21 protein-coding genes are annotated in these 22,721 nt (G+C 64.6%); 12 read left to right on the top strand and 9 right to left on the bottom strand.

Annotation, left to right across the window (positions count from 1 at the left end):
* The first annotated feature begins 2 nt into the window (after positions 1-2).
* Genes AC3LCN_RS02410 through AC3LCN_RS02390 form a run of 5 tightly spaced genes read left to right on the top strand, consistent with a single transcriptional unit; the run spans position 3 to position 4,876 of the window.
* Positions 3-1,883 carry a 2-oxoacid:acceptor oxidoreductase subunit alpha gene (locus AC3LCN_RS02410; protein ID WP_488648494.1) on the top strand — a complete coding sequence of 627 codons (1,881 nt, stop codon included), beginning with the start codon at positions 3-5 and terminating at the stop codon, positions 1,881-1,883.
* A complete protein-coding gene (locus AC3LCN_RS02405; RefSeq protein ID WP_488648493.1) occupies positions 1,880-2,911 on the top strand; it encodes a 2-oxoacid:ferredoxin oxidoreductase subunit beta in 1,032 nt (343 codons plus the stop codon). Before AC3LCN_RS02410 ends, AC3LCN_RS02405 begins: the two co-directional genes overlap by 4 nt.
* Complete coding sequence (locus AC3LCN_RS02400) at positions 2,908-3,324, top strand: hypothetical protein (RefSeq protein ID WP_488648492.1); 417 nt, start codon at positions 2,908-2,910, stop codon at positions 3,322-3,324. The genes AC3LCN_RS02405 and AC3LCN_RS02400 overlap by 4 nt, the downstream gene beginning before the upstream one ends.
* Positions 3,321-4,568, top strand: a complete 1,248-nt coding sequence (locus tag AC3LCN_RS02395; protein ID WP_488648491.1) for a M24 family metallopeptidase — start codon at positions 3,321-3,323, stop codon at positions 4,566-4,568. The genes AC3LCN_RS02400 and AC3LCN_RS02395 overlap by 4 nt, the downstream gene beginning before the upstream one ends.
* Positions 4,565-4,876, top strand: coding sequence for a hypothetical protein (locus AC3LCN_RS02390; RefSeq protein ID WP_488648490.1), 312 nt, complete (start codon positions 4,565-4,567; stop codon positions 4,874-4,876). Before AC3LCN_RS02395 ends, AC3LCN_RS02390 begins: the two co-directional genes overlap by 4 nt.
* On the opposite strand, the gene AC3LCN_RS02385 is transcribed toward AC3LCN_RS02390, so the two are convergent.
* Positions 4,873-5,403: a methylated-DNA--[protein]-cysteine S-methyltransferase gene (locus AC3LCN_RS02385; protein ID WP_488648489.1), complete on the bottom strand. Its 531-nt coding sequence runs from the start codon at positions 5,401-5,403 to the stop codon at positions 4,873-4,875. The genes AC3LCN_RS02390 and AC3LCN_RS02385 overlap by 4 nt on opposite strands.
* 58 nt (positions 5,404-5,461) lie before the next feature.
* Between AC3LCN_RS02385 and AC3LCN_RS02380 the strand changes: the two genes are divergently transcribed.
* The 6 genes from AC3LCN_RS02380 to AC3LCN_RS02355 all read left to right on the top strand — a co-directional run bounded on the left by AC3LCN_RS02380 (position 5,462) and on the right by AC3LCN_RS02355 (position 12,972).
* Complete coding sequence (locus AC3LCN_RS02380; RefSeq protein ID WP_488648488.1) at positions 5,462-7,792, top strand: heavy metal translocating P-type ATPase; 2,331 nt, start codon at positions 5,462-5,464, stop codon at positions 7,790-7,792.
* 113 nt (positions 7,793-7,905) lie between these two features.
* Positions 7,906-8,622, top strand: a complete 717-nt coding sequence (locus AC3LCN_RS02375) for an SDR family NAD(P)-dependent oxidoreductase (protein WP_488648487.1) — start codon at positions 7,906-7,908, stop codon at positions 8,620-8,622.
* Positions 8,616-9,824, top strand: coding sequence for an FAD-binding domain-containing protein (locus AC3LCN_RS02370; protein ID WP_488648486.1), 1,209 nt, complete (start codon positions 8,616-8,618; stop codon positions 9,822-9,824). Before AC3LCN_RS02375 ends, AC3LCN_RS02370 begins: the two co-directional genes overlap by 7 nt.
* A 72-nt stretch (positions 9,825-9,896) precedes the next feature.
* Positions 9,897-10,145, top strand: a complete 249-nt coding sequence (locus AC3LCN_RS02365) for a hypothetical protein (protein ID WP_488648485.1) — start codon at positions 9,897-9,899, stop codon at positions 10,143-10,145.
* Positions 10,146-10,328: 183 nt separating this feature from the next.
* A complete protein-coding gene (locus AC3LCN_RS02360; RefSeq protein ID WP_488648484.1) occupies positions 10,329-11,573 on the top strand; it encodes an RCC1 domain-containing protein in 1,245 nt (414 codons plus the stop codon).
* Positions 11,574-11,946: 373 nt separating this feature from the next.
* Positions 11,947-12,972 carry an RCC1 domain-containing protein gene (locus tag AC3LCN_RS02355; protein WP_488648483.1) on the top strand — a complete coding sequence of 342 codons (1,026 nt, stop codon included), beginning with the start codon at positions 11,947-11,949 and terminating at the stop codon, positions 12,970-12,972.
* Positions 12,973-13,072: 100 nt separating this feature from the next.
* Here the strand turns inward: AC3LCN_RS02355 and fabF are convergent, their stop codons facing one another.
* Genes fabF through fabD form a run of 3 tightly spaced genes read right to left on the bottom strand, consistent with a single transcriptional unit; the run spans position 13,073 to position 16,584 of the window.
* Positions 13,073-14,350: a beta-ketoacyl-ACP synthase II gene (fabF, locus tag AC3LCN_RS02350; protein WP_488648482.1), complete on the bottom strand. Its 1,278-nt coding sequence runs from the start codon at positions 14,348-14,350 to the stop codon at positions 13,073-13,075.
* 8 nt (positions 14,351-14,358) lie between these two features.
* Positions 14,359-15,624 (bottom strand): beta-ketoacyl-[acyl-carrier-protein] synthase family protein, encoded by a 1,266-nt coding sequence (locus AC3LCN_RS02345; protein ID WP_488648481.1) that lies wholly within the window; start codon positions 15,622-15,624, stop codon positions 14,359-14,361.
* An 18-nt stretch (positions 15,625-15,642) separates the two neighbouring features.
* A complete protein-coding gene (gene fabD / locus AC3LCN_RS02340) occupies positions 15,643-16,584 on the bottom strand; it encodes an ACP S-malonyltransferase (protein WP_488648480.1) in 942 nt (313 codons plus the stop codon).
* Between the two features lie 39 nt (positions 16,585-16,623).
* Between fabD and AC3LCN_RS02335 the strand changes: the two genes are divergently transcribed.
* The gene (locus AC3LCN_RS02335) at positions 16,624-17,217 is read left to right on the top strand and encodes a MarR family winged helix-turn-helix transcriptional regulator (RefSeq protein ID WP_488648479.1); all 594 of its coding nucleotides are present in this window, start codon (positions 16,624-16,626) and stop codon (positions 17,215-17,217) included.
* On the opposite strand, the gene AC3LCN_RS02330 is transcribed toward AC3LCN_RS02335, so the two are convergent.
* The 5 genes from AC3LCN_RS02330 to leuC are packed head-to-tail and all read right to left on the bottom strand — an operon-like array spanning position 17,195 to position 22,710.
* Complete coding sequence (locus tag AC3LCN_RS02330; protein ID WP_488648478.1) at positions 17,195-18,703, bottom strand: M20/M25/M40 family metallo-hydrolase; 1,509 nt, start codon at positions 18,701-18,703, stop codon at positions 17,195-17,197. The genes AC3LCN_RS02335 and AC3LCN_RS02330 overlap by 23 nt on opposite strands.
* Positions 18,700-18,933: a hypothetical protein gene (locus AC3LCN_RS02325; RefSeq protein ID WP_488648477.1), complete on the bottom strand. Its 234-nt coding sequence runs from the start codon at positions 18,931-18,933 to the stop codon at positions 18,700-18,702. The genes AC3LCN_RS02330 and AC3LCN_RS02325 overlap by 4 nt, the downstream gene beginning before the upstream one ends.
* Entirely contained in the window at positions 18,930-20,669 is a 1,740-nt protein-coding gene (gene ilvD / locus AC3LCN_RS02320; RefSeq protein WP_488648476.1) for a dihydroxy-acid dehydratase, read from the bottom strand. The genes AC3LCN_RS02325 and ilvD overlap by 4 nt, the downstream gene beginning before the upstream one ends.
* On the bottom strand, positions 20,666-21,298 hold the full coding sequence (gene leuD / locus AC3LCN_RS02315) for a 3-isopropylmalate dehydratase small subunit (protein ID WP_488648475.1): 633 nt from the start codon (positions 21,296-21,298) through the stop codon (positions 20,666-20,668). Before leuD ends, ilvD begins: the two co-directional genes overlap by 4 nt.
* Positions 21,298-22,710, bottom strand: a complete 1,413-nt coding sequence (leuC, locus tag AC3LCN_RS02310) for a 3-isopropylmalate dehydratase large subunit (protein ID WP_488648474.1) — start codon at positions 22,708-22,710, stop codon at positions 21,298-21,300. Before leuC ends, leuD begins: the two co-directional genes overlap by 1 nt.
* Positions 22,711-22,721 lie beyond the last annotated feature (11 nt).

Genomic DNA, 22,721 nt, shown 5'->3' with positions numbered 1-22,721 from the left:
ACGTGACCACCCCCGATTCGGGAGCGCAGCACGGCACGGTTACCGAGCTCGACCGCGTCACGATTCGCTTCGCCGGCGACTCCGGCGACGGGATGCAGTTGACCGGCTCGCAGTTCACCGCCACCACCGCGCTCTTCGGCAACGACGTCTCGACCCTCCCCGATTACCCCGCCGAGATCCGTGCACCAGCCGGCTCGCTGCCAGGTGTCTCAGGATTCCAGATCAGCTTCTCCAGCGGTGACATTCACACCCCGGGTGACCGCCCCGACGTGCTCGTCGCCATGAACCCAGCCGCGCTCAAGGTGAACCTTGGCGACCTGGTTCCAGGCGGCGCAATCATCGTGAACACGGACGCCTTCAATGAGATCAACCTGCGCAAGGCGGGCTTCACCGAAGATCCGCTGAAGAACCAGAGCCTGCAAGGGTTCAACCTCTACGAGATTCCAATGTCAACGATGGTTGCTGGTGTCTGCGAGGGTCTCGGCCTCAGCAGCAAGCAGGTTGAGCTCACCAAGAACTTCTTCGCCCTCGGCGTGATGTTCTGGCTCTACGAGCGTTCGATGGCGGGCACCGAGAAGTGGATCGCCGAGAAGTTCGCCGGCAAGGATGCGATCGCCGAGGCGAACCGTCGCGCACTGCATGCGGGCTACGCCTTCGGCGAAACGACCGAGATCTTCCACACGCACTACCGCGTCGCCGCAGCGCACCTACCACCAGGAACGTACCGCAACATCACCGGCAATGAGGCGACCGCCCTCGGCTTCGTCATGGCATCAAAGCTCGCCGAGCGCGACCTTTTCTTAGCCAGCTACCCGATCACGCCCGCCTCCGACATCCTGCATCAACTCTCGTCGTACAAGCACCTCGGCATTAAGACGGTGCAGTCCGAAGATGAGATTGCAGCGATCGGTGCCGCGGTTGGTGCGGCGTACGGCGGTGCGATGGGCATGACCACCACCTCGGGGCCAGGCATGGCGTTGAAGGCTGAGATGCTCGGCCTCGCCGTGATGGTTGAACTGCCACTCGTCGTCGTTGATGTGCAGCGCGCTGGTCCGTCGACAGGAATGCCAACGAAGACCGAGCAGGGCGACCTGCTGATGAGCATGTTCGGCCGCAATTCTGATTCGCCGATCCCAGTGGTAGCACCAGCAACTCCTGCCGAGTGCTTCACGATGGCGATTGAGGCGTGGCGCATCGCGCTGCACCACATGACGCCGGTCGTCTTCTTGAGTGATGCCTTCCTGGCCACGGGCGCCGAGCCGTGGAGCATTCCAAATGTCGCCGACCTGCCACCGATCAAGGTTGAGAACGCACCTGCCTCAGATAAGCCAGGCTTCCGCCCGTATCAGCGCGATCCTGAAACGCTGGCGCGCCCGTGGGCGGTGCCAGGAACCCCAGGCCTTGAGCACCGAATTGGTGGGCTCGAGAAGCTCGACGAGTTGGGCACCGTCAGCTACGACCCCGACAACCATCACCGCATGAACCTGCTGCGCGCCGAGAAGGTGGCGCGCGTCGCCCGCGACGCTCCGCCGACCGAAATCTACGGCGAGGCCACGGGCGATTTGCTGATCTTGGGCTGGGGCTCAACCTATGGGGCGATTCGTTCGGCGGTCGAGCGCCTGCAGTCGCGCGGCAAGCGCGTTAGCCACGCCCACCTGCGATACCTGAACCCACTCCCGAACGATCTCGATGCGATGCTGAAGAACTTCAAGCACGTGCTGATGCCCGAGCTCAATGCCGGCCAGCTACGCATGCTCATTCGCGCCAAGTACCTGGTCGACGCCGTGGGCTTCAACCTGGTGCGCGGCAAACCGTTCCAGATCGGTGAGATTGAGGCGAAGGCCGAGTCGATCCTCGGCGAGAGTGTGGAGGCCGCAAAGTGACCCAGTCTGTGCTCCCTGTGCTGACAAAGAAGGATTTCGAGTCCGATCAGGATGTTCGCTGGTGCCCAGGGTGCGGCGACTATTCGATCTTGGCGCAGACCCAGAAGACGATGCCCGACTTCGGCGTCGCCAAGGAGAAGATCGTCTTCATCTCTGGGATCGGCTGCTCGGGTCGCCTCCCGTACTACATGAACACCTACGGCTTCCATACGATCCACGGCCGTGCAGCAACCATCGCCACCGGCCTCAAGGCGGCGCGACCTGACCTGATGGTCTGGGTGATCACCGGTGATGGTGACGCTCTCTCCATCGGCGGCAACCACCTGATCCACGCCATGCGCCGCAACGTCGACATGAAGATGATCATGTTCAACAACCGCATCTACGGTCTCACTAAGGGTCAGGCCTCGCCAACCTCGCCGATGGGGAAGAAGACGAAGTCGACGCCGCTCGGCACCATCGAGACGCCGATCATTCCGCTCAACCTCGTCGCCGCCGCCGAGGCAAGCTTCATCGCGCGGTCGGTCGACACGCACTCCGAGCACCTGCAAGAGATGATGCATCGTGCTGGCGAGCACTCGGGTGCCGCCTTCCTCGAGGTGCTGCAGAACTGCAACATCTTCAACGATGGCGCATGGCGCGACTTCACCGACAAGTTGGTAAAAGAGGATCGCATGCTGGTGCTGAAGCACGGTGAGCCGATGATCTTCGGCGCGGAGAAGAACAAGGGGATTCGCCTCAACGGTCTACGACCAGAGGTCGTGACCATTGGCGAGAACGGCGTGAGCGTTGCCGACCTCTGGGTTCATGACGAGACCGACCCTGATGCCACACGCACGCAGATCTTGAGCCGCATGTGGTGGCCCGACTTCCCCGTACCGGTCGGCGTCTTCCGTCGCGTGCCACGCCCAACGCATGACCAGCTCCTCGTTGAGCAGATCGATGGAGCGAAGGCGGCGCGTGCCGCGAAGGGCCCCGTTGATCTGCAGAAGCTCCTCGCCTCAGGGGAGACCTGGACGGTCGAGTGACCGCGCCGCGCCTCTTGGTGCTGGCCGACGATCTGATCTGGTCGACTCGACTCGAAGGGCAGGGGCGCACCCTCGGCGCTGATGTCCAGCGATTTACAACGCCAGCACCCCTCCTTGCCGCCCTCGCCGCTCACCCCGCCACCCCCACCGACCTAGTGACAATCGACGCTACCGCCCGCGCCTACGACGCCGAGGCGGCGGTTCGGGAGGTGTCTACAACTGGGGCACGGGTCCTCGCCCTCGTGCAGCACGACGATCCTGAGGGTCGGGCGAGCCTGATCGCCGCAGGGGCGGTGCGCGCCATGCCGTACCGCGCCCTCTTTGAGCGCGGGCATGCGATCCTCGCAGGGCTACTCGATCTGCCGGTGCCACCGGCAACGAGTCCAGCGAGAGCAACTGAGGAGGGTGCATGAGCAACCGAAGCGCCGAGATTGACGCCGCCTACGCCGCCGCCACCCCAGGGCTTGGCGCCGGTCACGCCCTCGAGGCGAAGCTCATCGGCCCCGCCGCTTACGCTGCGCGACTCTCCGCCGCGTGTGACGCGGTGAACGACGCCGGCCTCGATGCGGTGCTGCTCGGCTTCGGCGCCGACATGCGCTATCTCACCGGCTACGCCGCACCGGCCCTCGAGCGACTCACCATGCTGGTGATTCCAGCGAACGGCGCTCCGACCCTGATCGTGCCGCGACTCGAAACAGGCATGGCTGGTGACGCCCCTGCGATGCGCGGTGGCCACGTGGCCCGCGTCCCCTTCGGCGAGACCGACGATCCGTTTGCACTTGTCGCAACAGCGGTGAAGGCTGGCGGCCGACCTGGCTCTGCTGCGCGCGGCGTGGCCGTCTCAGACCGACTCTGGTCAACCTTCTTGATCCGCATTGAGGCGGCACTGCGTGCCCACGGCGCCATCACCCAGACACAGCTGGCGTCGCATGTGATTGGCAAGTTGCGCATGGTGAAGTCGGCTGAAGAGGCGTCTCTGCTCCGCGGCGCAGGTCGCGCTGTGGACACCGTCGTGATGGCGATCACGAGCGGCAAGCTGCTTGGTCGCACCGAGAACGATGTGGCGCGCGAAGTGCGCGAGCGACTCACCGGTGCAGGGCACGAGGTCTCATCGTTCGCCATCGTTGGCTCGGGTCCGAACTCTGCCTCCCCACATCACGAGGCCTCGTCACGCGTAATCAACGCCGGCGACGCGATCGTGCTCGACATTGGTGGCGTCTTCGGCGGCTATGGCAGTGATACCACCCGAACTATTTGGGTCACCGGCCCGAACGGTGCGGTGCCGCCAACCGACGATTTCTTGCGCCGTTACGAGATCTTGAAGCGTTCCCACCAGGCGGCGATGGATCATGTTCGCCCAGGGGTGAGCTGCGAATCGGTCGACGCCGCCGCTCGCGCCGTGATTGACGCGGCAGGGGAGGGGGCTCGCTTCTTCCACCGCACCGGGCACGGGATCGGCCTCGAGGAGCACGAAGATCCGTACATCGTCGCGGGGAACACCACGAAGCTCGTCCCAGGCCACGCTTTCTCGATTGAGCCTGGTATCTACGTCGAGGGCGTCAACGGCGCCCGCATCGAAGACATCGTCCTCTGTGGCGACAGCGCAGTTGATGCACTAAATCACACGAAGCGTGATCTCTACGTGGTGGCCGGATGAGCGACGGTCCAGTCGCAAGCGCGCAGCAGCAGGTTCGCCAGGCGACGCCGGCGCAGGTGCGCCGCATCGCCAAGGCACGACCGTATGTGCCGCTGCATGACTTGCGAAGAACCTACGGACTCCCGGGTCATGAAGAGATCACCACGCGCATCGAGACGCCCGAAGGTCCGGCATGGATCGGCCTCCCAGAGCGCGAGGCACGCATCATCGAGAGCCTGGTGCGCGAAGGTGAGATCGCGCTGATCTTTGCCGACTCACCGCGAGCCCGCGTGGTGCTCGGCTTCCACAGCCTCACGCTGCACGCCTAAGCGTCGACCCCTTCGCCGCGCAACAGCGCGCGCTTGAAGGCAATCGGATCCGTTGCCCCAGGGCGCCAGCTGCTCCCCGCGCCACCACCGAATCCGCCAATGCCGGCCGAGGCCAGCACGCGATGGCAGGGGATCAGCACTGGCACACGGTTCTTGCCGAGCGCACCACCAACTGCGCGTGCGGCACGTGGCGACCCACTCGCTGCTGCTAGTTCGCCGTAGGTCACCGTTCTGCCGAGGCGCACTCCGGCGAGTGCGCGCAAGACGCGCTGCTCAAACTCGGTTGCCCACGAAAGGTCGGTTGCGGCAAGCCGCTCACGCGCACTGAGCTGCCCACGTAGCGCGGCGTTCAGGATGCGGTTCACCTCACGTGCACTGGTGATCGGCCCCGCTGCTCGGCGGCTCACCCCCGCGTCGGCGATAGGCGCAAATGGCGCTCGTGGGTCAAGGGCGATGGCGTAGATACGGCCGTTCTCCACCGCAACGGGGAGCGCTCCCCAGGGGCTAGACCACGCGTAAATCTGCATGCGCGCAGCCTAGCCGCAGGCACTTACCAATCAAATGAGGCGTATACTCCCCCTGAGTATGTTGACTGAGCCTGTTCCTGCGGCGCCAACCACCCCCGTGGCGGAGATTGCCCTCCCCGTCACCGGCATGACCTGCGCCTCGTGCGTGAACCGCGTGGAGCGATTCCTGAAGAAGGCCGACGGCGTGAGCGGGGCGAGCGTGAACCTTGCGACCTCGATGGCCACCATTCAATACGCGCCAGAGGCAACGGGCGTTGCCGATCTTGTTGCGGTCATTACCGCTGCGGGATACGAAGTGCCCGCCGCGGCACTCGCTCTCGCCGGACGCGAAGGGGATGCCGATGCACAGGAGGCGCGCGAGGCACTCGATGCTGAGCTTGTTGCCGCGCGCACCAAAGAGACGCGCGGACTGCTTCGTGACGGAATCATTGCCACCGCCTTTGGCTTCGGCGCAATGGTGCTGATGTTGCAGCCGTGGTTCTTCATCAGCATGGAGCGCATCAACTGGATCCTGATCGTGCCCTCCACCATCATTCAGTTCGCCGTTGGCTGGCGTTTCCACTCGCGCGCAGTGCGCGCACTGCGCCACGGCTCACTCACCATGGAGACACTCGTCAGCCTTGGCACCACAGCGGCATGGGGTTGGTCGGTGGCGATTACCCTCTTCCATTCGCAGCTGATGCGCGTTGGCATTCCCGCGCACGCAACGTGGGATGCGGCAGCACTCATTCTCGGCTTTGTCGCACTCGGTCGCTGGATGGAGGCACGCGCCAAGGAGCAGACAACCAGCGCGGTGCGCGGGATCCTGGCGCTGCAGCCAAAAGAGGCTGAACTACTTGCAACCGCCGACGCCCCAACCGCAATCACCATCGCCGTGAACAAGATCATTGCCGGTGACCTACTGCGGATTCGGCCTGGTGGTCGCATTCCCGTTGACGGCATCATCGTGAGTGGCCGCGCCGCCGTCGATGAATCGGCAATCACCGGTGAGTCACTCCCAGTGGAGCGCGGCCCAGGGAGCCGACTTGCCGCGGGCACGCTGCTGACCGATGCGTCAATCGTTATGCGCGCCACACAGGTTGGCGCCAACACCACGCTGGCACGCATCGTGGCCATGGTCGAGCGGGCGCAGGGGTCGAAGCCTGCGATTGCTCGTCTTGCTGATCGCATCTCCGAGGTGTTCGTTCCGGCCATCCTGTTGATCGCCGTGGCGACCTTTGTCGGCTGGTATCTGCTCGGAGCAGAGCCGCGCCTGGTGCGCGCCGTAGCCACCGCCATCGCCGTGCTCGTGGTCGCCTGCCCCTGCGCCATGGGCCTCGCCACCCCAACCGCCGTGATCGCCGGCACTGGTCGAGGCGCCGAGGCGGGAATCCTCGTGCGCGACGCCGCCATCCTCGAGGCGGCGGGGAAGCTGCGCGCCGTGGTCTGGGATAAGACCGGCACCCTCACCCTCGGCCAGCACGCCCTCGTCGGCCGACTCGCCCTCGCCACCGGTCCACTCGCTGGCGACACCGATCGCCTCTTGCAGATTGCCGCCGCAGTGGAGAGTCCATCGGAGCACCCACTCGCCCGCGCGATCGTGCGCGCCGCCGGCACGGTCGCAGCAAAGGCCACCGACTTTGTCATGCATGCCGGTCACGGCGTAAGCGCCAGCGTTGATGGCGCAGCTGTACGCATCGGCACTGAGGCATTCACCGCTACTACCAATCCTGAGCTGACCAGCTGGGCAACAGCAGAGGCGGCCGCTGGTCGCACACCGCTCTTCATCTCAATCAACGAAGAATCAGCCGGCGCACTTAGCCTCGCCGACACCGTTCGACCAGAGAGTGCCGCAGCGATTCGGGCCCTTACCGCGCGCGGCATTGAGTCGTGGATCATCAGCGGCGATCGCCAAGAGGTGGTGAACGTCATCGCCCGCGATCTCAACATTCCATCAGAGCGCGCCCGCGGCGGCATTCTCCCTGGCGGTAAGGGCGAGGCGATCGCTGAGATTCGACGCAGCGGCAGTGGACCCGTGGCAATGATTGGGGACGGCGTCAACGACGCCCCAGCGCTCGCCGCCGCTGACGTGGGCATCTCCATGGGTGGCGGCACCGAGATCGCCATTGACGCCTCAGCTGCAACGCTGAGCGGCGCCGACCCGCGCGGTGTGCCGCTCCTTGTGGACCTCGCACGCGCCACCACGCGCATCATCAAGCAGAACCTTGCCTGGGCCTTTGGCTACAACATCTTCCTGGTGCCACTCGCCGCCGGCCTCCTGCTTCCAACATTCGGAATTGGCCTTGACCCAGCACTCGCCGCTGCCGCAATGGGCGGATCGAGCGTGACGGTGGTGTTGAATGCCCTAAGGCTGCGAAGACTGCCGCTCGAGCGAGATCGGCTGAACTAGCACCCCCTGCTAGGATTTCTCGAGTTACTGATTGGCGCAAGTTTGGTCGGCAAACTGTCGTCTCTGCCGCAGGTGCACGTGACAGCCGAGTCAAAGCAAGGAGGTTCTCCGCCATGGGATACACCCTGATCACGGGGGGCTCTCGAGGTCTTGGTTTTGAGTGCGCCAAGGCGCTGCGGGCGAACGGCCAAACGGTGTTGCTGCTCGCAAAGGATGAACCGCGCCTGGCCGCAGCTGCCCAAAGCCTAGGGTGTGAGTACCAGAGTGTGGACCTCGCGGATCTCCAGGCTACCGAGCAAGCATTCACGGCGATCCTCGCCACGCGCGGTGCCCCCGACGTTCTGATCCTTGCGCACGGGGTGATGAGTGAAAAGTCCTCCAAAACCTTTGCCACCAACACTAGCGAGTGGCGCCGAGTGCTCTCAATTAATTTGGATTCTGTCTTTTGTACACTCAATATTCTTGCGAAGCCAATGGCTGAGGCGCGCCAGGGGCGAGTGGTTGTCTTCTCGGCGTGTCTTGGTCGCATGTCAGGACCAGGCAATGCAGGGGGATTGGTGCCGTACCGTGTGAGCAAGGCGGGGGTCAATGCACTCGTGCGCAACCTTGCGCATGAAACGCTCCATGGCAAGCGCGGCTTCCTGATCGACGCTGTCTGCCCGAATCACTCCCGAACCGATATGGGCGGGCCAACTGCACCACTCTCTGCCGAAGAGGGCGCAGATACGGCGATCTGGTTGGCAACCCGACCGTTCAACAGTGATGGCGCGTCCGATCAAGAGAGGTTGACCGGAGTGCTGTGGGAGGAGCGCCAGGTAATCCCATGGTGACCCCCCTCGGCCTAAAGAAGATCGATGCGACCGAGGACCCCCTCAAACTACTGGCCGAACACTTCGAGGGCCTCTATTCAGGGACGCTTGGCCTGAGCTCAATCAGCGGCGGGCAACAGGCGGCCGACAGGGCGCTCCAGCAGCTTGATATCAGGGGGTACGCCGACCGCCGCTCGCAAGTGCTTCCACGGGCGAATCGAGGCGCGAGCGTGCTCTCTCCATACATTCGTCACAACATGATCACGCTGCGCCAGGTCTATGACGCCGTACAGGGTGCACCAGCCAAAGATCGTGAGAAGTTTCGCGATGAGCTCTGGTGGCAGGAGTATGCGCGGCACCTCTACGCCCGCATTGGAGTGCGCCTCTTCGAGAACCTGCGCTTTGCCGCCAACTGGAGTGGCGAGGGGAACGGCTGGAATCGGGAGATGCTCTGCATCGACGAAGTTGTCTCTGAGCTCGAGGGGGATGGCTGGCTCGTCAATCAGACTCGCATGTGGCTGGCATCCCATTGGACGGTTCGCAATGGTGTTGGCTGGATCTCGGGCCAGGAGCGCATGCACCAAGAGCTCATCGATGGCTCCAGGGCCGCCAACCTGCTTGGATGGCAGTGGACGGTCGGTGCAGGCACTGGTAAGCCCTACGGCTTTGCAAAGTGGCAGGTGGACAAGCGAGCGCCAGGCATCTGTTCACGATGTCCGCTCAAGGCCAACTGCCCGATCGAGGAATTCCCGCGCGAGGTCCAACTAGAACAGCTCGAGCGAGATTCGCAGCTCGACAACGACCCTGACGTGCAGCGCACCACTGGGCCGATCACGCCCAGAATCCAACGCCCCGCAACGCATGTGCTCCTGACGATTGACTCTCTCGGACTGCAGGATCCAGCGCTTGTGGCCAATCCAACCTTGCCCGCGCTCTTTGTCTTCAATGAGAGTGCGCTGAGGAAGCTACAGCTGAGCGCGCGGCGAATTGGTTTCTATCTGCAGGCCCTTGGCGAGCTCAGTGCGCAGCGAGGTGTAGAGGCATACATCGGTGATCCCTATCAGTTTGCACAGGAGCACTCGGTAGCCGTGACCTTTGCGCCCGTTCCTTCGTTTAGGAAGTTCACGTCACTCGCTGAGGTGCACCCATATCCATGGCTGAGGCTGCCGGCTGCAGGATCAGTTCGGAGTTTCTCTTCATGGCGGCAGCAACTGCCGGCGTAGTTTGGAAGGTGCAATCACAGCCGATCTATAGGTGGGGGCACCGAGATCCCCATCGACGCGACAGCTGCAACGATGAGCGGCGCAGACTCGCGCGGCGTGCCGCTCCTTGTTGATCTCGCGCGTGCCACCACGCGCATCATCAAGCAGAACCTTGGCTGGGCCTTTGGTTACAACATCCTCCTCGTGCCACTCGCCGCGGGCCTCGCCCTCCCGGCCTTCGGCATTGGATTGGGTCCTGTTTTGGCCGCCGCCATGGACCTTTCCAGCGTCACTGTGGTAACAAACGCCCTGCGCCTTCGGCGCTTGAGGCTCACCGCTTAGCGTGTCCGAGGGCGGCGCCGCCCGCGGTCTTGGGGTATCTCCTCCACCCGTGTCGGAGCCCTATTGGAAGATTCCCTCACATTTGGTACCTTCCCACTACGCTGGATCGTGAAGGGGCAAGTTGCCACTAGGTCACAGCAGTAAGCGGACCTCCGCCCGCCGGGTTCGCCAGGAGGCGAACGAATGCGTACCTTACTGACCCGCAGCGTCACGCTGCTCGCGGTCCTCACCCTTGTCGCGGCGGGCTCGACTTCTGCTGTTGCCGCAAGTGGCAATCGTTATGTGCAAATCACGACTAGCGGAGACCACACCTGTGCCCTCACGGCACGAGGCCAGGCCTACTGCTGGGGATCTCAAGGTTCTTACAATGGCGACTTCGTTATGGTTCCGGCTGGCGCCCTTGGTGATGGCACCTTGAACAACTCCCTTGAGAACGGCCCGCAGGCGGTGATCGGTGGACTCAAGTTTGCCAGCATCAGTGCCGGCCAAGACCACACGTGCGCTCTGACCACCAAAGGGCGCGCCTACTGTTGGGGTGCTAACGGCGGTGCTAACGGCGACGGTCGGCTTGGGGATGGCACCACGACCGCATCCGGCGTCAATGGCCCACAGGCGGTGATCGGCGGACTCAAGTTTGTCAGCATCAGCGCCGGCGATCTGTTTACCTGCGCCGTCACAGCGCGGGGTAAGGCGTACTGTTGGGGTGCTAACGGCGGTGCTGACGGCGACGGTCGGCTTGGGGATGGCACCACGACCGCATCCGGCGTCAATGGCCCACAGGCGGTGATCGGCGGACTCAAGTTTGTCAGCATCAGCGCCGGCGACGATCATGCCTGCGCTTTGACTGCACATGGTGAGGCCTACTGCTGGGGCGCAAACAGCCAGGGTGAGCTCGGTGATGGCACCACGAACGACTCGTATGAGAACGGCCCGCAGAAAGTGATTGGCAACCATACGTTCGCCAGTCTGAACGTGAGCCGTGACGGGGGACACAATTTCACCTGCGCCTTGACTGTGAATGGTGAGGCCTACTGCTGGGGAGACAACGAAGACGGTCAGCTCGGTGATGGCACCACGAACGACTCGCATGAGAACGGCCCACAGGCGGTCATCGGTGGACTACGCTTTGCCAGCATCAACCCTGGCGAATCTCACACTTGTGCTCTTACCGCAAAGGGACGCGCCTACTGCTGGGGCTACAACGTCGACGGTCAGCTCGGTGATGGCACCACGAACGACTCCGATGAGAACGGCCCACAGGCGGTGATTGGTGGACTCAAGTTTGCCAGCGTTCGGGGCGGGGAGTCCCACACCTGTGCCCTCACGGCACGAGGCAAGGCCTACTGCTGGGGCTACAACAACGACGGTCAGCTCGGAGATGGCACCACGGACGCCTCCGACGAGAAGGGTCCGCAGGCTGTGCAATAGCGGCTAGATGGTTAACTCGTTCGGCCCGATTCGCCTTGTGCGGGTCGGGCCGAACTGTTTACTGTGTTCCGCGTCGAGAAGTTCGAAACGTTATGCGTGACGACGTGGCGGTGTGTGCACAGGGGTTGCTCTGTTGCGCCGTGGCTTATTAGCGAAGCTTTCCGAATAGCGCAGAGGCGTTCTGGCCGCCGAAGCCGAAGCCGTTGATCAGCACGCGGTCTTGGGGTATCTCCCCCACCCGCGTCGCAACCCCATTGGGAGACTCCCTCACATCTGGTGCCCTTCACGCACGCTGGACCGTAAGGGGCACGTTGCCGCCAGGTTCCAGCAAGTAGCGGACCTCCGCCCGCCGGGTTCGCCAGGAGGCGAACGAATGCGTACCTTACTGACCCGCAGCGTCACGCTGCTCGCGGTCCTCACCCTTGTCGCGGCTGGCGCGACTTCTGCTGATGCCGCCAGTCGGCGCTATGTGGCGCTTTCAGTGGGCTTTCAATTCTCTTGCGCGCTGACCGCGCGAGGAGACGCCTACTGCTGGGGTCACAATAACCGGGGCGAGCTTGGCAACGGGTCAACGAGTGCACATGTCTTGACCCCCGTCGCTGTCGCCGGAGGCCTGAAGTTCGCGAGCATTGGGGCGGGCGAGTCTCACACCTGCGGCCTCACCACTAATGGTCAAGCCTACTGCTGGGGAGATGGCCCTTACGGTGCGCTCGGCAATGGCTCAGCCCTCGAAGATCCAGATTCTGAAAGTTCTGTCCCCGTCGCCGTTGCTGGCGGCCTGAAGTTCGCGAGCCTTGAGGTAGGCGGCCAACACAGCTGCGGCCTTACTGCCCAGGGGCGTGCCTATTGCTGGGGCCGGAACCAATATGGACAACTCGGCGATAATGATGCAGAACTCGATGACAGCTCGGTGCCTGTCGCCGTTGCCGGCGGCCTGAAGTTCAGGGATCTCTCGCTCGGTTTCGGTCACACTAGCGCCCTATCGACACAAGGAAAAGCCTACGGCTGGGGCGAAAACTTTTACGGCACCTTCGGGAACGGCAATTTTACTAATTCCTCCGTTCCGACCCTCGCCATGGGTGGCGCGAAATACACCTCAATTGCTGGCAGTAGCCCCGAGTCATTCTCGCAGTGCTACGGGATGAGTTCCGGGAAGATGCAGTGCGTGGGGTACACCTCTGATGGGATGTTCCCAGAAAGCGTCTCAGCAACCCCTTGGCGAAATTTCACTCCGCAGACGATGGCGGTGCGTGGGGCGGTCTCCTATACGACAGGGGACTACCATATCTGTGCGCTCACCGATAGGGGCACAATCTATTGTTGGGGCGATAACGGCAACGGCAACCTTGGCAACGGCCAAGGCCCGACCGACAGCTCAGTCCCGGTGGCTGTGCAGTAACGGTTAGCTAGTTCAATCGTTCGGCCCGATCCGCCTCGTGCGGGTCGGGCCGAACTGTTTCCCGCGTGCTTAAAAGGCCGCTCTGTTGTGTGGTGAGTTACTAGCGGAGCTTCCCGAAGAGCGCTGAGGCGTTCTGGCCACCGAAGCCAAATCCGTTGATCAGCACGCGGTCCACTGGCTGATTCGTGCGCGCGGTGTGCGGCACATAGTCGAGGTCGCACTCTGGGTCTGGGGTGTCGAGGTTGATCGTTGGTGGCACGGTGCCCGTCTCGATTGCCTTGATGGCGGCGAGCCCGGCAACGGCGCCAGCGCCACCCAAGAGGTGGCCGACCATGCTCTTTGGGGAGCTGATCGGAATCTTGTAGGCGTGATCGCCAAGGGCGCGCTTGATCGCCTTCGTCTCGGTGAGGTCGTTGAGTGGGGTGCTGGTGCCGTGCGCCACGATGTAGCTGATATCGTCGATCACGGCGCCGCCATCGAGGATCGCCTTGGTCATGGAGCCTGCCGCGCCGCGGCCGGTTGGCTCCGGGGCGCTGATATGGAATGCGTCGGCGGTTGCACCGGCACCGAGCAGCTCGGCGCGAATCGTGGCGCCGCGCGCCTTGGCGTGGGCGAGCGACTCGACCACGAAGACTGCGCCACCCTCGCCGAAGACGAAGCCGTCGCGGTTCTTGTCGAACGGTCGGCTGGCGTGCGTTGGGTCATCGTTGCGCTTGCTGAGGGCGCCCATGTTGCTGAGGGCGGCGAAGGCCATCGGCAGGAGTGGTGCCTCGACGCCGCCGGCAACGACCACGTCGGCCTCGCCGCTGCGGATCAGGCGGAGTGCATCTTGAAAGGCGAGCACGCCCGTGGCGCAGGCGGCGGCCTGCGTGATCGCGGCGCCGGTGAGGCCGTACTTCATGCTGACCATGCAGGCGCCCATGCTTGGGCTGAGGGCGGGAATGGCGAAGGCGCTCACGAAGCGGCCACCCTTCTCGCGATACGCATCGCTCCCCATGGTGACCTGCTCGATGCCACCACCGCCGGTGTTGATGACCGTGGCGACGCGGTCGCGGCGCTCCGGCTCCCAGCTGGCGATGTCGGCGAGGCCAGCATGTTCGATGGCTTCGGTCGCGGCGGCGATCGCGAACTGCACGAAGCGGCTCATGCGGCGCGCCATCTTCATATCCATGGTGAGGAGCGGATCGAAGCCCTTCACCTCGGCGGCGATGCGCACGTCGTTTGGTGAGGCGTCGAAGTGGGTGATGAGGCCTGCACCTGAGCGTCCTGCGATCAGGCTCTCCCAGTACTCGCCGGCGCTATTGCCGATTGGCGTGATGGCGCCGTAGCCGGTGATGACCGCGCGCTGGGCATCGGTTCGTACTGGGGTGGTGCTCATGGCTCCTCCTACTTTCCGGTCCAGCGTCGCAACACGATGGCGCCATTATGCCCACCGAGCCCGACGTTGTTGCTCACCGCGGCGCGAATCTCGGCCGGGCGTGTTTCGAGGTTGACGTTCAGGTTACAGGCGGGATCGACGTTCTTCGTATGGAGCGTTCCCGGAATCACCTGGTGATGCAGCGAGAGGGTCGTGAATACCGCCTCAACCGCACCCGCGGCACCCATGAGGTGGCCGGTCAACGACTTCGTTGCTGAGATGGGAATCTCTGCCGCACGTGGCCCGAAGGAGGCGTGGAAGGCGAGCGCCTCGCGCTCATCGCCCACCGGCGTGCTGGTGCCGTGCGGATTGATCAGGTCAATCTCCGTTGAGTCGATCTTGCCGCGCTGCAGCGCCCACTTGATGGAGCGCGCCGAACCGGCGCCGCCCTCGATCGGCTGGATCATGTCGTGTGCATCGGCGGAGCTGCCGTAGCCAACAACCTCGGCGTAGATCGTGGCGCCGCGCGCTGTGGCTGATGCGAGATCCTCGACGATGAAGGCGCCCGCCCCTTCGCCAAGAACGAAGCCCGCGCGATCCACGTCGTACGGTCGGCAGGCCGATGCTGGCCCTTCGCCGTCGCGCGGGCTGGCAAGTCCGCGCATGTTCATGAAGCCAATGTGGGCCACCTCGATGAGGGGGTTCTCGGTGGAGCCGGCGATGACGGCGGTCACGTCGCCGCGCTTGATCGCCTCAGCCGCCTCGCCCAAGGCGTGCGTGCCGGTGGCGCAGGCGGAGACGACCGCCAGGTTGTGCCCCACGGCACCCGATTCGATAGCGATCATTCCTGAGGTGCTGTCAACGAGACCGTGGGCGATGAAGGTCGGGGCAACGGCGCGCGGCCCCTTCTCCTTCCAGCTCATCTGGTTCTCAATGAAGAGGCCCTGCCCACCGGCGCCCGAGCCGAAGACCACGCCGACCTCTTCGCGGTTCGCGTCGGTGATCTCGAGCCCCGAGTCGCGCAGGGCGGCCTTCGCCGCTGCAACGCCCCAATGGATCTCGGGGCCGGTGCGGCGAATCTGCTTGGCGTCGAGGAACTGGGTGACGTCAAAGTTCTTCACCTCGCCAGCAACCACGTATGGCGCGTAAGGGGTTGGGTCCCAGTGGGTGATCTGCGCGATGCCGCTGCGACCTTCGGTGAGTGATGTCCACACGTCGCCAACGGTGTTGCCGATCGGTGAGACGATGCCGAGTCCGGTGATAACGACGCGTCGGGTGTGATCTGGCTCGCGCATGCTGCTGCTCCTTCCCTCTTAGGCTGCTGGGGTTAATTCTTCAATGGAGAGGATCTCGGCGCCGTCGGCCGATGGGATGCGCTTGACGAGTCCGGCGAGCACACGACCCGAGCCGACCTCGATGTAGCGCTTCGTGCCAGCGGCCGCCATCGCATTCACCGCGGCGATCCAGTCAACACCACCGGTGAGGTGATTCGAGAGTTCGTCGCGTAGCTGCGCGGCGGTGGTGATGCGCGCGGCGGTGGCGTTGGCGAGCATCGGGGTCTTCGGATCGGCAATGGTCACGGCGGCGAGCGCCTCGCGCATGCCGGCGGCGGCCTCCTCCATCAGTGGTGAGTGGCTGGCGATGCTGACCTGCAGTCGCACGGCGCGCTTTGCGCCGGCGGCGCTTGCTGCGGCAACGGCCGCTTCGATGGCGGCGACTTCACCGGAGAGCACGATCTGCCCCGGCGAGTTGCGATTGGCGAAGACCAAGATGCCGAGCTTTGCGCCAGCGGCGATCACGTCGGCCTCGGCCCTCTCAGGAAGACCGAGGATGGCGGCCATGGCGCCGGGTCGTCCGCCACCCGATGCCTGCATCAGCTCGCCGCGTCGGCGCGCGAGTCGGACACCATCAGCAACGGAGAGTGCGCCCGCGGCGACCGCGGCGGCGTACTGGCCGGCCGAGTGTCCGGCGATCAGGATCGGCTCGTCGAGTGGGGTGTCTGCGGCTGCGGCGCGTTCGCGCGCGGCGGCAAGCATGGCGATGGAGATGGTGAGGATGGCGGGCTGTGCGACCTCGGTACGCTCGAGGGCCTCGACCGGGCCGGTCGCCATCAGCTGGCCGAGCGGCTGGCCAAGGGCGGCTTCAGCCTCAGCGAGCACGGCCCGCGCGGCGGGGGAGGCTGCGAGGGCGGCGGCACCCATGCCGACGCTCTGCGAGCCCTGCCCAGGGAAGATCCACGAGGTATTCGGTGACATGCGGGGAATCGTAGCCGCCCTGTTGGACCCGCTGCGCTAATGTATGCGCATATGCATACACCTCGCCGTAACCGAATTGCCGAGATAGCCAAGGCCGCCGAGGGGCTGCGCAGCCGTCTCCCCGCCGCAGTCCGCGTCGCCCGCGGTGAGATGGGGGAGAGCCCGCTCGACGAGGTGTCGCGACGCCGGCAGAGTCTCGGTGAGATCGGCGGTCGCATCGTCTCCATCCGTCGCCTCTGGCGCGAACTGGTGCTGTCTACAGCACAGCAACTTGCACCGAGCGAACTCTCGCTCGCGCAGGTCGCCGCGCTCTATCTACTCGCTGACGGGAAGCCGCGATCGGTAGGGGAGATCGCTCGAGACCTCGGCCGCTCGCATTCGGCGACCAGTCGCCTGGTCAGCTTCTTGCATGAGCGTCGCTATCTGCGCGCCGCGCCAACGAGTGATGCCCGCGTGCGTCGATCGCAGCTTGCTCCAAGCGGCGAAGCGCTCCTCACCTCCATTGATCGCGGTCGCGCGGAACAGTTTGTGGATCTGGTGCGACGACTACCGAAGGCGGAGCGTGGTCTGGTTGCTGCTGCTGTTGCCGCACTGGCAACGCGCGCGCCGGTTACTCCCCTGCGTACCCCATAGCCACGTCGTACAGCACCTCAACGCCCCAGGCGAGGGCCTCTTGTGAGACGCGCTCGTCGATGCCGTGGAATCGCTCCATGAAGCGCTCCTTCGGATCCAGCAGATACGGTGAGAATCCGTAGGTTGGAATCCCAGCTGGCACAGTGATCTTCGCGTCGGTCGCATACGGCGCGACGGCGGGCATCATGATCGCCTCACTGTCGCGTGTGCGAATCGCGGCGCTCGCAATGCCAAGGATCTCGTGATCCATCGGGTTGCTTACCGCGCCACCATATTCGATGAGGTCAAGCTTCACGAACGGTGCAAGGTCAGCACCGATGCGGTCGAGCATGTTGCGCTCTGCAGCTTCGCGCGTTGTCCCTGGCAGGATGCGGCTGTCAACGGTGAGGGTTGCTAATCCTGGCAACACGTTGGAGCGAATGCCTGAGGCAAGGATCGTTGGCGCGAACGTGTCGCGCAACACGGCGCGCAGCGCGCGCAGGAGCTCAGGGGCGCAGCCCGCGGCCGACGCTTCGGCATTGAGCTCCTTGGCGTCGTCAAAGGTCTTCTCGCTGAGGAGGCGCTCGAGGCGACCCATCGCCCCAGCTGGGAGGGCGGCACGCAGGGCGGTGAGGAGCGCCTCGTTCTCGGGCACGATCTGGACGGGGCCAGGCACTGAGACGCGCTCCACCACCTGGGCGGCGCGGAGCAGGGCGTTGTCGCTGTCGGGCATCGAGGCATGGCCCCAGCGCCCGCTGACGGTGATGGTGAATCGGGCGAAGCCCTTCTCGGCAACCTGCAGCGGGTAGATGCGCCGGCCGGCGGCGGTGATCGTCATGCCACCCGCCTCGGTGAGGCCAACCGCGGCGTCGAGCCAGTGCTTGCGGTCTTGGAGGACGAGGGCGATCCCCTCTAGGCCGCCCGTCTCTTCGTCGGCGGTGGCGGTGAGGATGATGTCGCGACGCAGGCCAGGGATCACATCCTTCGCCGGATTAAGTCCGGCGGCGCGAGCGCGCTCGCAGAGGAGTCGGATCACGCCGACCTGCACCGCTAAGGCGCCCTTCATGTCAACGGCGCCACGGCCCCAGATGTAGCCGTCCTTCACGACGCCTTCAAACGGATCAACTGTCCAGCCATCCTGGTTGGCGGGCACCACGTCGAGGTGGGCGAAGAGGAGGAGCGCGCCATCTTTTGGATCGCGTGGGTCGAGCTTCGGATTTGCAGCGGAGGCGCTGCCGCGCAGTCGCACGCTGACATTGCCGCGGTCGGGGATTGGCTCGAAGAACTCAGGCTCGAGGCCCTCACGGCGGAGCAGCTCAATCAGCACCTTGGCGGCGCGCGTCTCATTGCCTGGAGGGTTCACGCTCTCGGCGCGAATTAGCTTCACCAGATCGTCACCCGCCTCGGCGCCGATGCGCTTCAGTAGTGCGGCATCAACGGAGGCGGAGGGGAGGCCCTGCGGGAAGTGATCCGCGGCGGTTGCGGTGAAGCGCGAGGTGCCGCTCACTGGCCAACACCGGCGATCGTGAGGATGAGCTGCAAGATGAGTGCTCCAAGCGTGATGCCGACGATGGCGCCGACGATGAGTTTCACGCCGCGCCTACCGCTGCGCTCGTCGGCATCAGCCTTCGTCTGTTGTGCCTGCGTGAGTTGGTCGCCCCCCGGAATTGCTGGGGCGTCAAGGCCACGCAGGCCACCACGTGGGTCTCTCGGATCGATCGCCTTCGCTGCGCTCATCGGTCGGTTGATCCTTTCAGCGCCTTGGCGAGGCGCACCCCTGTGGTGATGGCGCCATCTGACGCACTGCTCACCAAGGCAGCGTACTTCGCCCAGACTCCGCCAGCGTAGTGTGGCGCGGGGGCGCGCCATACTGCGCGACGGGCCGCTAGCTCGCTCTCGGCGACCTCAATGCGCAGCTCGTGCGAGTCAACATCGATGGTGACGGTGTCGCCTTCATGAACGAGGGCGATCGGTCCGCCGAGCGCCGCCTCAGGAGCAATATGCGCCACCATAAAGCCGTGGGTTGCGCCAGAGAAGCGGCCGTCCGTAATGAGTGCGACCTCGTCGCCGAGCCCTTGCCCCACGAGTGCAGCGGTCACGGCGAGCATCTCGCGCATCCCTGGTCCGCCGACTGGCCCTTCGTAGCGAATCACCACGACGTCGCCCGCAACGATGCCGTTGGCGCGGATCGCGGCGAAGGCCGCCTCCTCGGAATCGAAGACGCGCGCCGGTCCGCTGTGATGTCGGCGCTCGTGTCCGGCGAGCTTCACGATCGCACCCTCAGGTGCGAGGCTGCCGCGCAGCACGGTGAGGCCACCCGTCTTTTTGATTGGGTTGTTGATCGGGCGAATCACATCTTGTCCGGCGCGCTCGTTCGCCTGCGATGCGATCTCGCCCATCGTTCGTCCGTCGACGCCCTGCTCGTTGAGGTGCAGCAGGCCGCCAGCGGCCAGTTCACGCAACACGAGCGCGATGCCACCAGCCTTATACAGATCGAGTGCGGCGTATGAGCCGCCTGGGATCAGGTTGCCGATGACGGGCGTTGATTCACCGAGTCGCTCAAAGGCTTCGATCTCGAGCGGCAGATCGAACTCGCGGGCGATGGCGAGTAGGTGCAGCACTGCGTTCGTTGAGCCGGCGGTTGCACCGACCGCGCGAATCGCATTCTCGAGCGCCTTGCCGGTGACGATGTCGCGCGGCTTTAGGTTCTTGCGCACCAGCTCCACGGCGATCTCGCCTGAGCGCTCGGCTGCGGCGATCTTGTCGGGGTCGGTGGCGGGGATGCCGTTGAGGCCGGCGGGGGAGAGGCCGATCACCTCGAGCGCCATGCTCATCGTGTTCGCGGTGAACTGGCCGCCACAGGCGCCCGCCCCTGGGCAGGCGGCGTTCTCGAGATCCCAGAGCTCCTCGGCGCTGATCTTCCCGGCGTTGTACGAGCCGACCGCTTCAAAGACGCTCTGCACCGTCACATCCTTCCCCTTATAGGTGCCTGGAAGGATCGTGCCGTTATATAGGACGAGTCCAGGAATATTCAGGCGGCCGAGCGCCATCGCGGCGCCAGGGCTGGTCTTATCGCAGCCAGTGAGGCAGACGATGCCGTCGAAGCTGTGCCCCGCAGAAACGAGCTCGATGGAGTCGGCGATGATCTCGCGCGAGATGAGCGAGGCCTTCATCCCCTCGGTGCCCATTGCCACGCCGTCGGAGACGGAGATGGTGCCGAACTCCATCGGCGTGCCACCGGCGCGCCGGATACCACGTTTCACCGCCTCGGCCAGCTCGCGCTGATTCAAGTTGCACGGCATCGTCTCGATCCAGGTGGTGGCAACGCCAATGATCGGCTTGGCGAGATCTTCGTCGGTGAAGCCGACCGCCTTCAACATTGCGCGCGCCGGTGCGCGGTCTGGGCCGTCGGTCATTGCGGCGGAGTGCCGCTTCGCTGGATCGCTCGCGCGGTCGTACGGGCTCTTGCTCATCGCGGTGCGTTTGGCTGCAGTGTGTTGATCGTTCCTGGGTGCCCCGTCTCGTGCGCCTCAATCTTGCCGCTCTGCGTGCGGATGTAGTCCAACTCATCAAGTCCGTCGAGCAGCATCTTCTGGCTGAAGGCGTCAATTGGGAACTGATGTGCAGTGCCATCGGGGGTCGTCAACGTCGCGGTTGCAAGTTCAATGGTCACCGTCGCCGCGAGGTCGTCCTTGGCGATCTGCATCAGCGTGCCGTGCAGCTCGGCGGGCAAGATGATCGGCAGGATTCCGTTCTTCAGTGCATTCGACTTAAAGATGTCGGCGAAGCTTGTTGCGAGGATCGCCTTTATGCCGAAGGCGCCAAGGGCCCACGGCGCATGCTCACGGCTGGAGCCGCCGCCGAAGTTGTCGCCCGCAACCAGGATGCCGTGGCCGGCGTAGCGCGGCTCGTCAATCACAAAGGGTGGGCTCTTCTTACTGCCGTCGGCCTCAAAGCGCCAGTCGTGGAAGAGGGCATCGGCGAGGCCCGCCTTGTCGATGACCTTCAGGTAGCGGGCGGGCACGATCTGGTCGGTGTCGACATTCTCGGCGGGGAGTGGCACGAGCCCGGTGGTGAGGGTGCCGACCCTTGGGGCGGCCATCAGCGGCTCATCCCTGGAAGCGTGCGTGGATCGGCGACGACGCCGGTGAGCGCGGTGGCCGCGGCGGTGAGTGGTGAAGCCAAGAAGGTGCGACCCCCCTTCCCCTGGCGCCCCTCAAAGTTGCGGTTCGAGGTGCTGATCGCGTACTCGCCTGGGGCGAGTTGGTCGCCATTCATGGCGATGCACATCGAGCAGCCCGCCTCGCGCCAATCGGCACCCGCGTCGCGGAAGATCTTGTCGAGCCCTTCGCGCTCCGCCTGTCGCTTCACGTCGGCAGATCCTGGCACCACCATCACACGCACCCCCTTCGCAATGGTCTGACCTTTCAGCACATTCGCGGCGAGGCGCAGGTCGCTGATGCGACCGTTGGTGCAGCTGCCAATAAAGACGGTGTTCACCGGTCGTCCGATGATGCTGTCGCCCGCGCGCAGATCCATGTACTCCAGCGCGCGGGTGAGTGCGCGTGCCGCGGCGGGGTCAGACTCGTCGGCCGGATTCGGAATCGTGCCGCTAATCGGCAGTCCCATCCCTGGGTTTGTGCCGTAGGTCACCATCGGCTCAAGGGTGTCAGCGTCGATGACGATCTCCTTGTCGTACGTTGCGCCATCGTCGCTCGTAAGTGTGCGCCAGCGCGCGACGGCGGCATCCCAATCGGCACCCTGTGGCGCGTGGCGTCGACCCTTCAAATAGGCGAAGGTCGTCTCGTCAGGGGCAACGAGACCGGCGCGAGCACCGCCCTCGATGCTCATGTTGCAGATCGTCATGCGCTCCTCCATGGAGAGAGCGCGAATCGCCGAGCCTGCATATTCAAAGACGTGCCCGGTGCCGCCGCCGACGCCGATGCGGGCGATCAGCGCCAGGATGATGTCCTTCGCCGATACCCCTGGTCGCAGCGTTCCATTGACGCGCACGAGATAGGTCTTCGGCTTGCGCTGCAAGAGGCATTGGGTGGCGAGGACCATCTCGACTTCACTGGTGCCGATACCAAAGGCCAGCGCGCCGAACGCACCGTGGGTCGCCGTGTGCGAGTCGCCACAGACGATGGTTGCGCCAGGCTGCGTCAGGCCGAGCTCTGGCCCAATAACGTGCACGATCCCCTGGTTCGGCGACTCCCAGCCGTGCAGGGGGACGCCGAACTCGGCGCAGTTCGCCTCGAGCTGCTTCACCTGGGCGGCGGCCATCTCATCGGCGATCGGCAGGTTGCGCGGGGTGGTTGGAATGGAGTGGTCGGCGGTGGCCACCGTGCGGTCAGGGCGGCGAACCTTCAGCCCGCGGGCGCGAAGGCCGGTAAAGGCCTGGGGGCTGGTGACCTCGTGCACGAGGTGTAGGTCGATCGCGAGGATGGCGGGCGCCCCCTCCTGCTCATCGACAACGTGCTCGTTCCAGATCTTCTCAATGATGGTCTTCGGCATAGAGCGAGCCT

The organism is Candidatus Limnocylindrus sp., from assembly GCF_040397215.1.
Taxonomy (GTDB): Bacteria; Chloroflexota; Limnocylindria; order Limnocylindrales; family Limnocylindraceae; genus Limnocylindrus.
Note: the sequence above shows the minus strand (reverse complement) of the source record. Positions and strands in the feature narration are given on the sequence as shown.

Bases quoted from the DNA above. Each gene is read 5' to 3' on its own strand.
- leuD (WP_488648475.1), bottom strand. From the start codon at position 21,298: ATGGCCGCCCCAAGGGTCGGCACCCTCACCACCGGGCTCGTGCCACTC.
- AC3LCN_RS02385 (WP_488648489.1), bottom strand. From the start codon at position 5,403: ATGCAGATTTACGCGTGGTCTAGCCCCTGGGGAGCGCTCCCCGTTGCG.
- AC3LCN_RS02370 (WP_488648486.1), top strand. From the start codon at position 8,616: ATGGTGACCCCCCTCGGCCTAAAGAAGATCGATGCGACCGAGGACCCC.
- AC3LCN_RS02375 (WP_488648487.1), top strand. From the start codon at position 7,906: ATGGGATACACCCTGATCACGGGGGGCTCTCGAGGTCTTGGTTTTGAG.
- AC3LCN_RS02335 (WP_488648479.1), top strand. From the start codon at position 16,624: ATGTATGCGCATATGCATACACCTCGCCGTAACCGAATTGCCGAGATA.
- leuC (WP_488648474.1), bottom strand. From the start codon at position 22,710: ATGCCGAAGACCATCATTGAGAAGATCTGGAACGAGCACGTTGTCGAT.
- AC3LCN_RS02365 (WP_488648485.1), top strand. From the start codon at position 9,897: ATGAGCGGCGCAGACTCGCGCGGCGTGCCGCTCCTTGTTGATCTCGCG.
- AC3LCN_RS02325 (WP_488648477.1), bottom strand. From the start codon at position 18,933: ATGAGCGCAGCGAAGGCGATCGATCCGAGAGACCCACGTGGTGGCCTG.
- AC3LCN_RS02395 (WP_488648491.1), top strand. From the start codon at position 3,321: ATGAGCAACCGAAGCGCCGAGATTGACGCCGCCTACGCCGCCGCCACC.
- AC3LCN_RS02390 (WP_488648490.1), top strand. From the start codon at position 4,565: ATGAGCGACGGTCCAGTCGCAAGCGCGCAGCAGCAGGTTCGCCAGGCG.
- AC3LCN_RS02355 (WP_488648483.1), top strand. From the start codon at position 11,947: ATGCGTACCTTACTGACCCGCAGCGTCACGCTGCTCGCGGTCCTCACC.
- ilvD (WP_488648476.1), bottom strand. From the start codon at position 20,669: ATGAGCAAGAGCCCGTACGACCGCGCGAGCGATCCAGCGAAGCGGCAC.
- AC3LCN_RS02360 (WP_488648484.1), top strand. From the start codon at position 10,329: ATGCGTACCTTACTGACCCGCAGCGTCACGCTGCTCGCGGTCCTCACC.
- AC3LCN_RS02345 (WP_488648481.1), bottom strand. From the start codon at position 15,624: ATGCGCGAGCCAGATCACACCCGACGCGTCGTTATCACCGGACTCGGC.
- fabF (WP_488648482.1), bottom strand. From the start codon at position 14,350: ATGAGCACCACCCCAGTACGAACCGATGCCCAGCGCGCGGTCATCACC.
- fabD (WP_488648480.1), bottom strand. From the start codon at position 16,584: ATGTCACCGAATACCTCGTGGATCTTCCCTGGGCAGGGCTCGCAGAGC.
- AC3LCN_RS02380 (WP_488648488.1), top strand. From the start codon at position 5,462: ATGTTGACTGAGCCTGTTCCTGCGGCGCCAACCACCCCCGTGGCGGAG.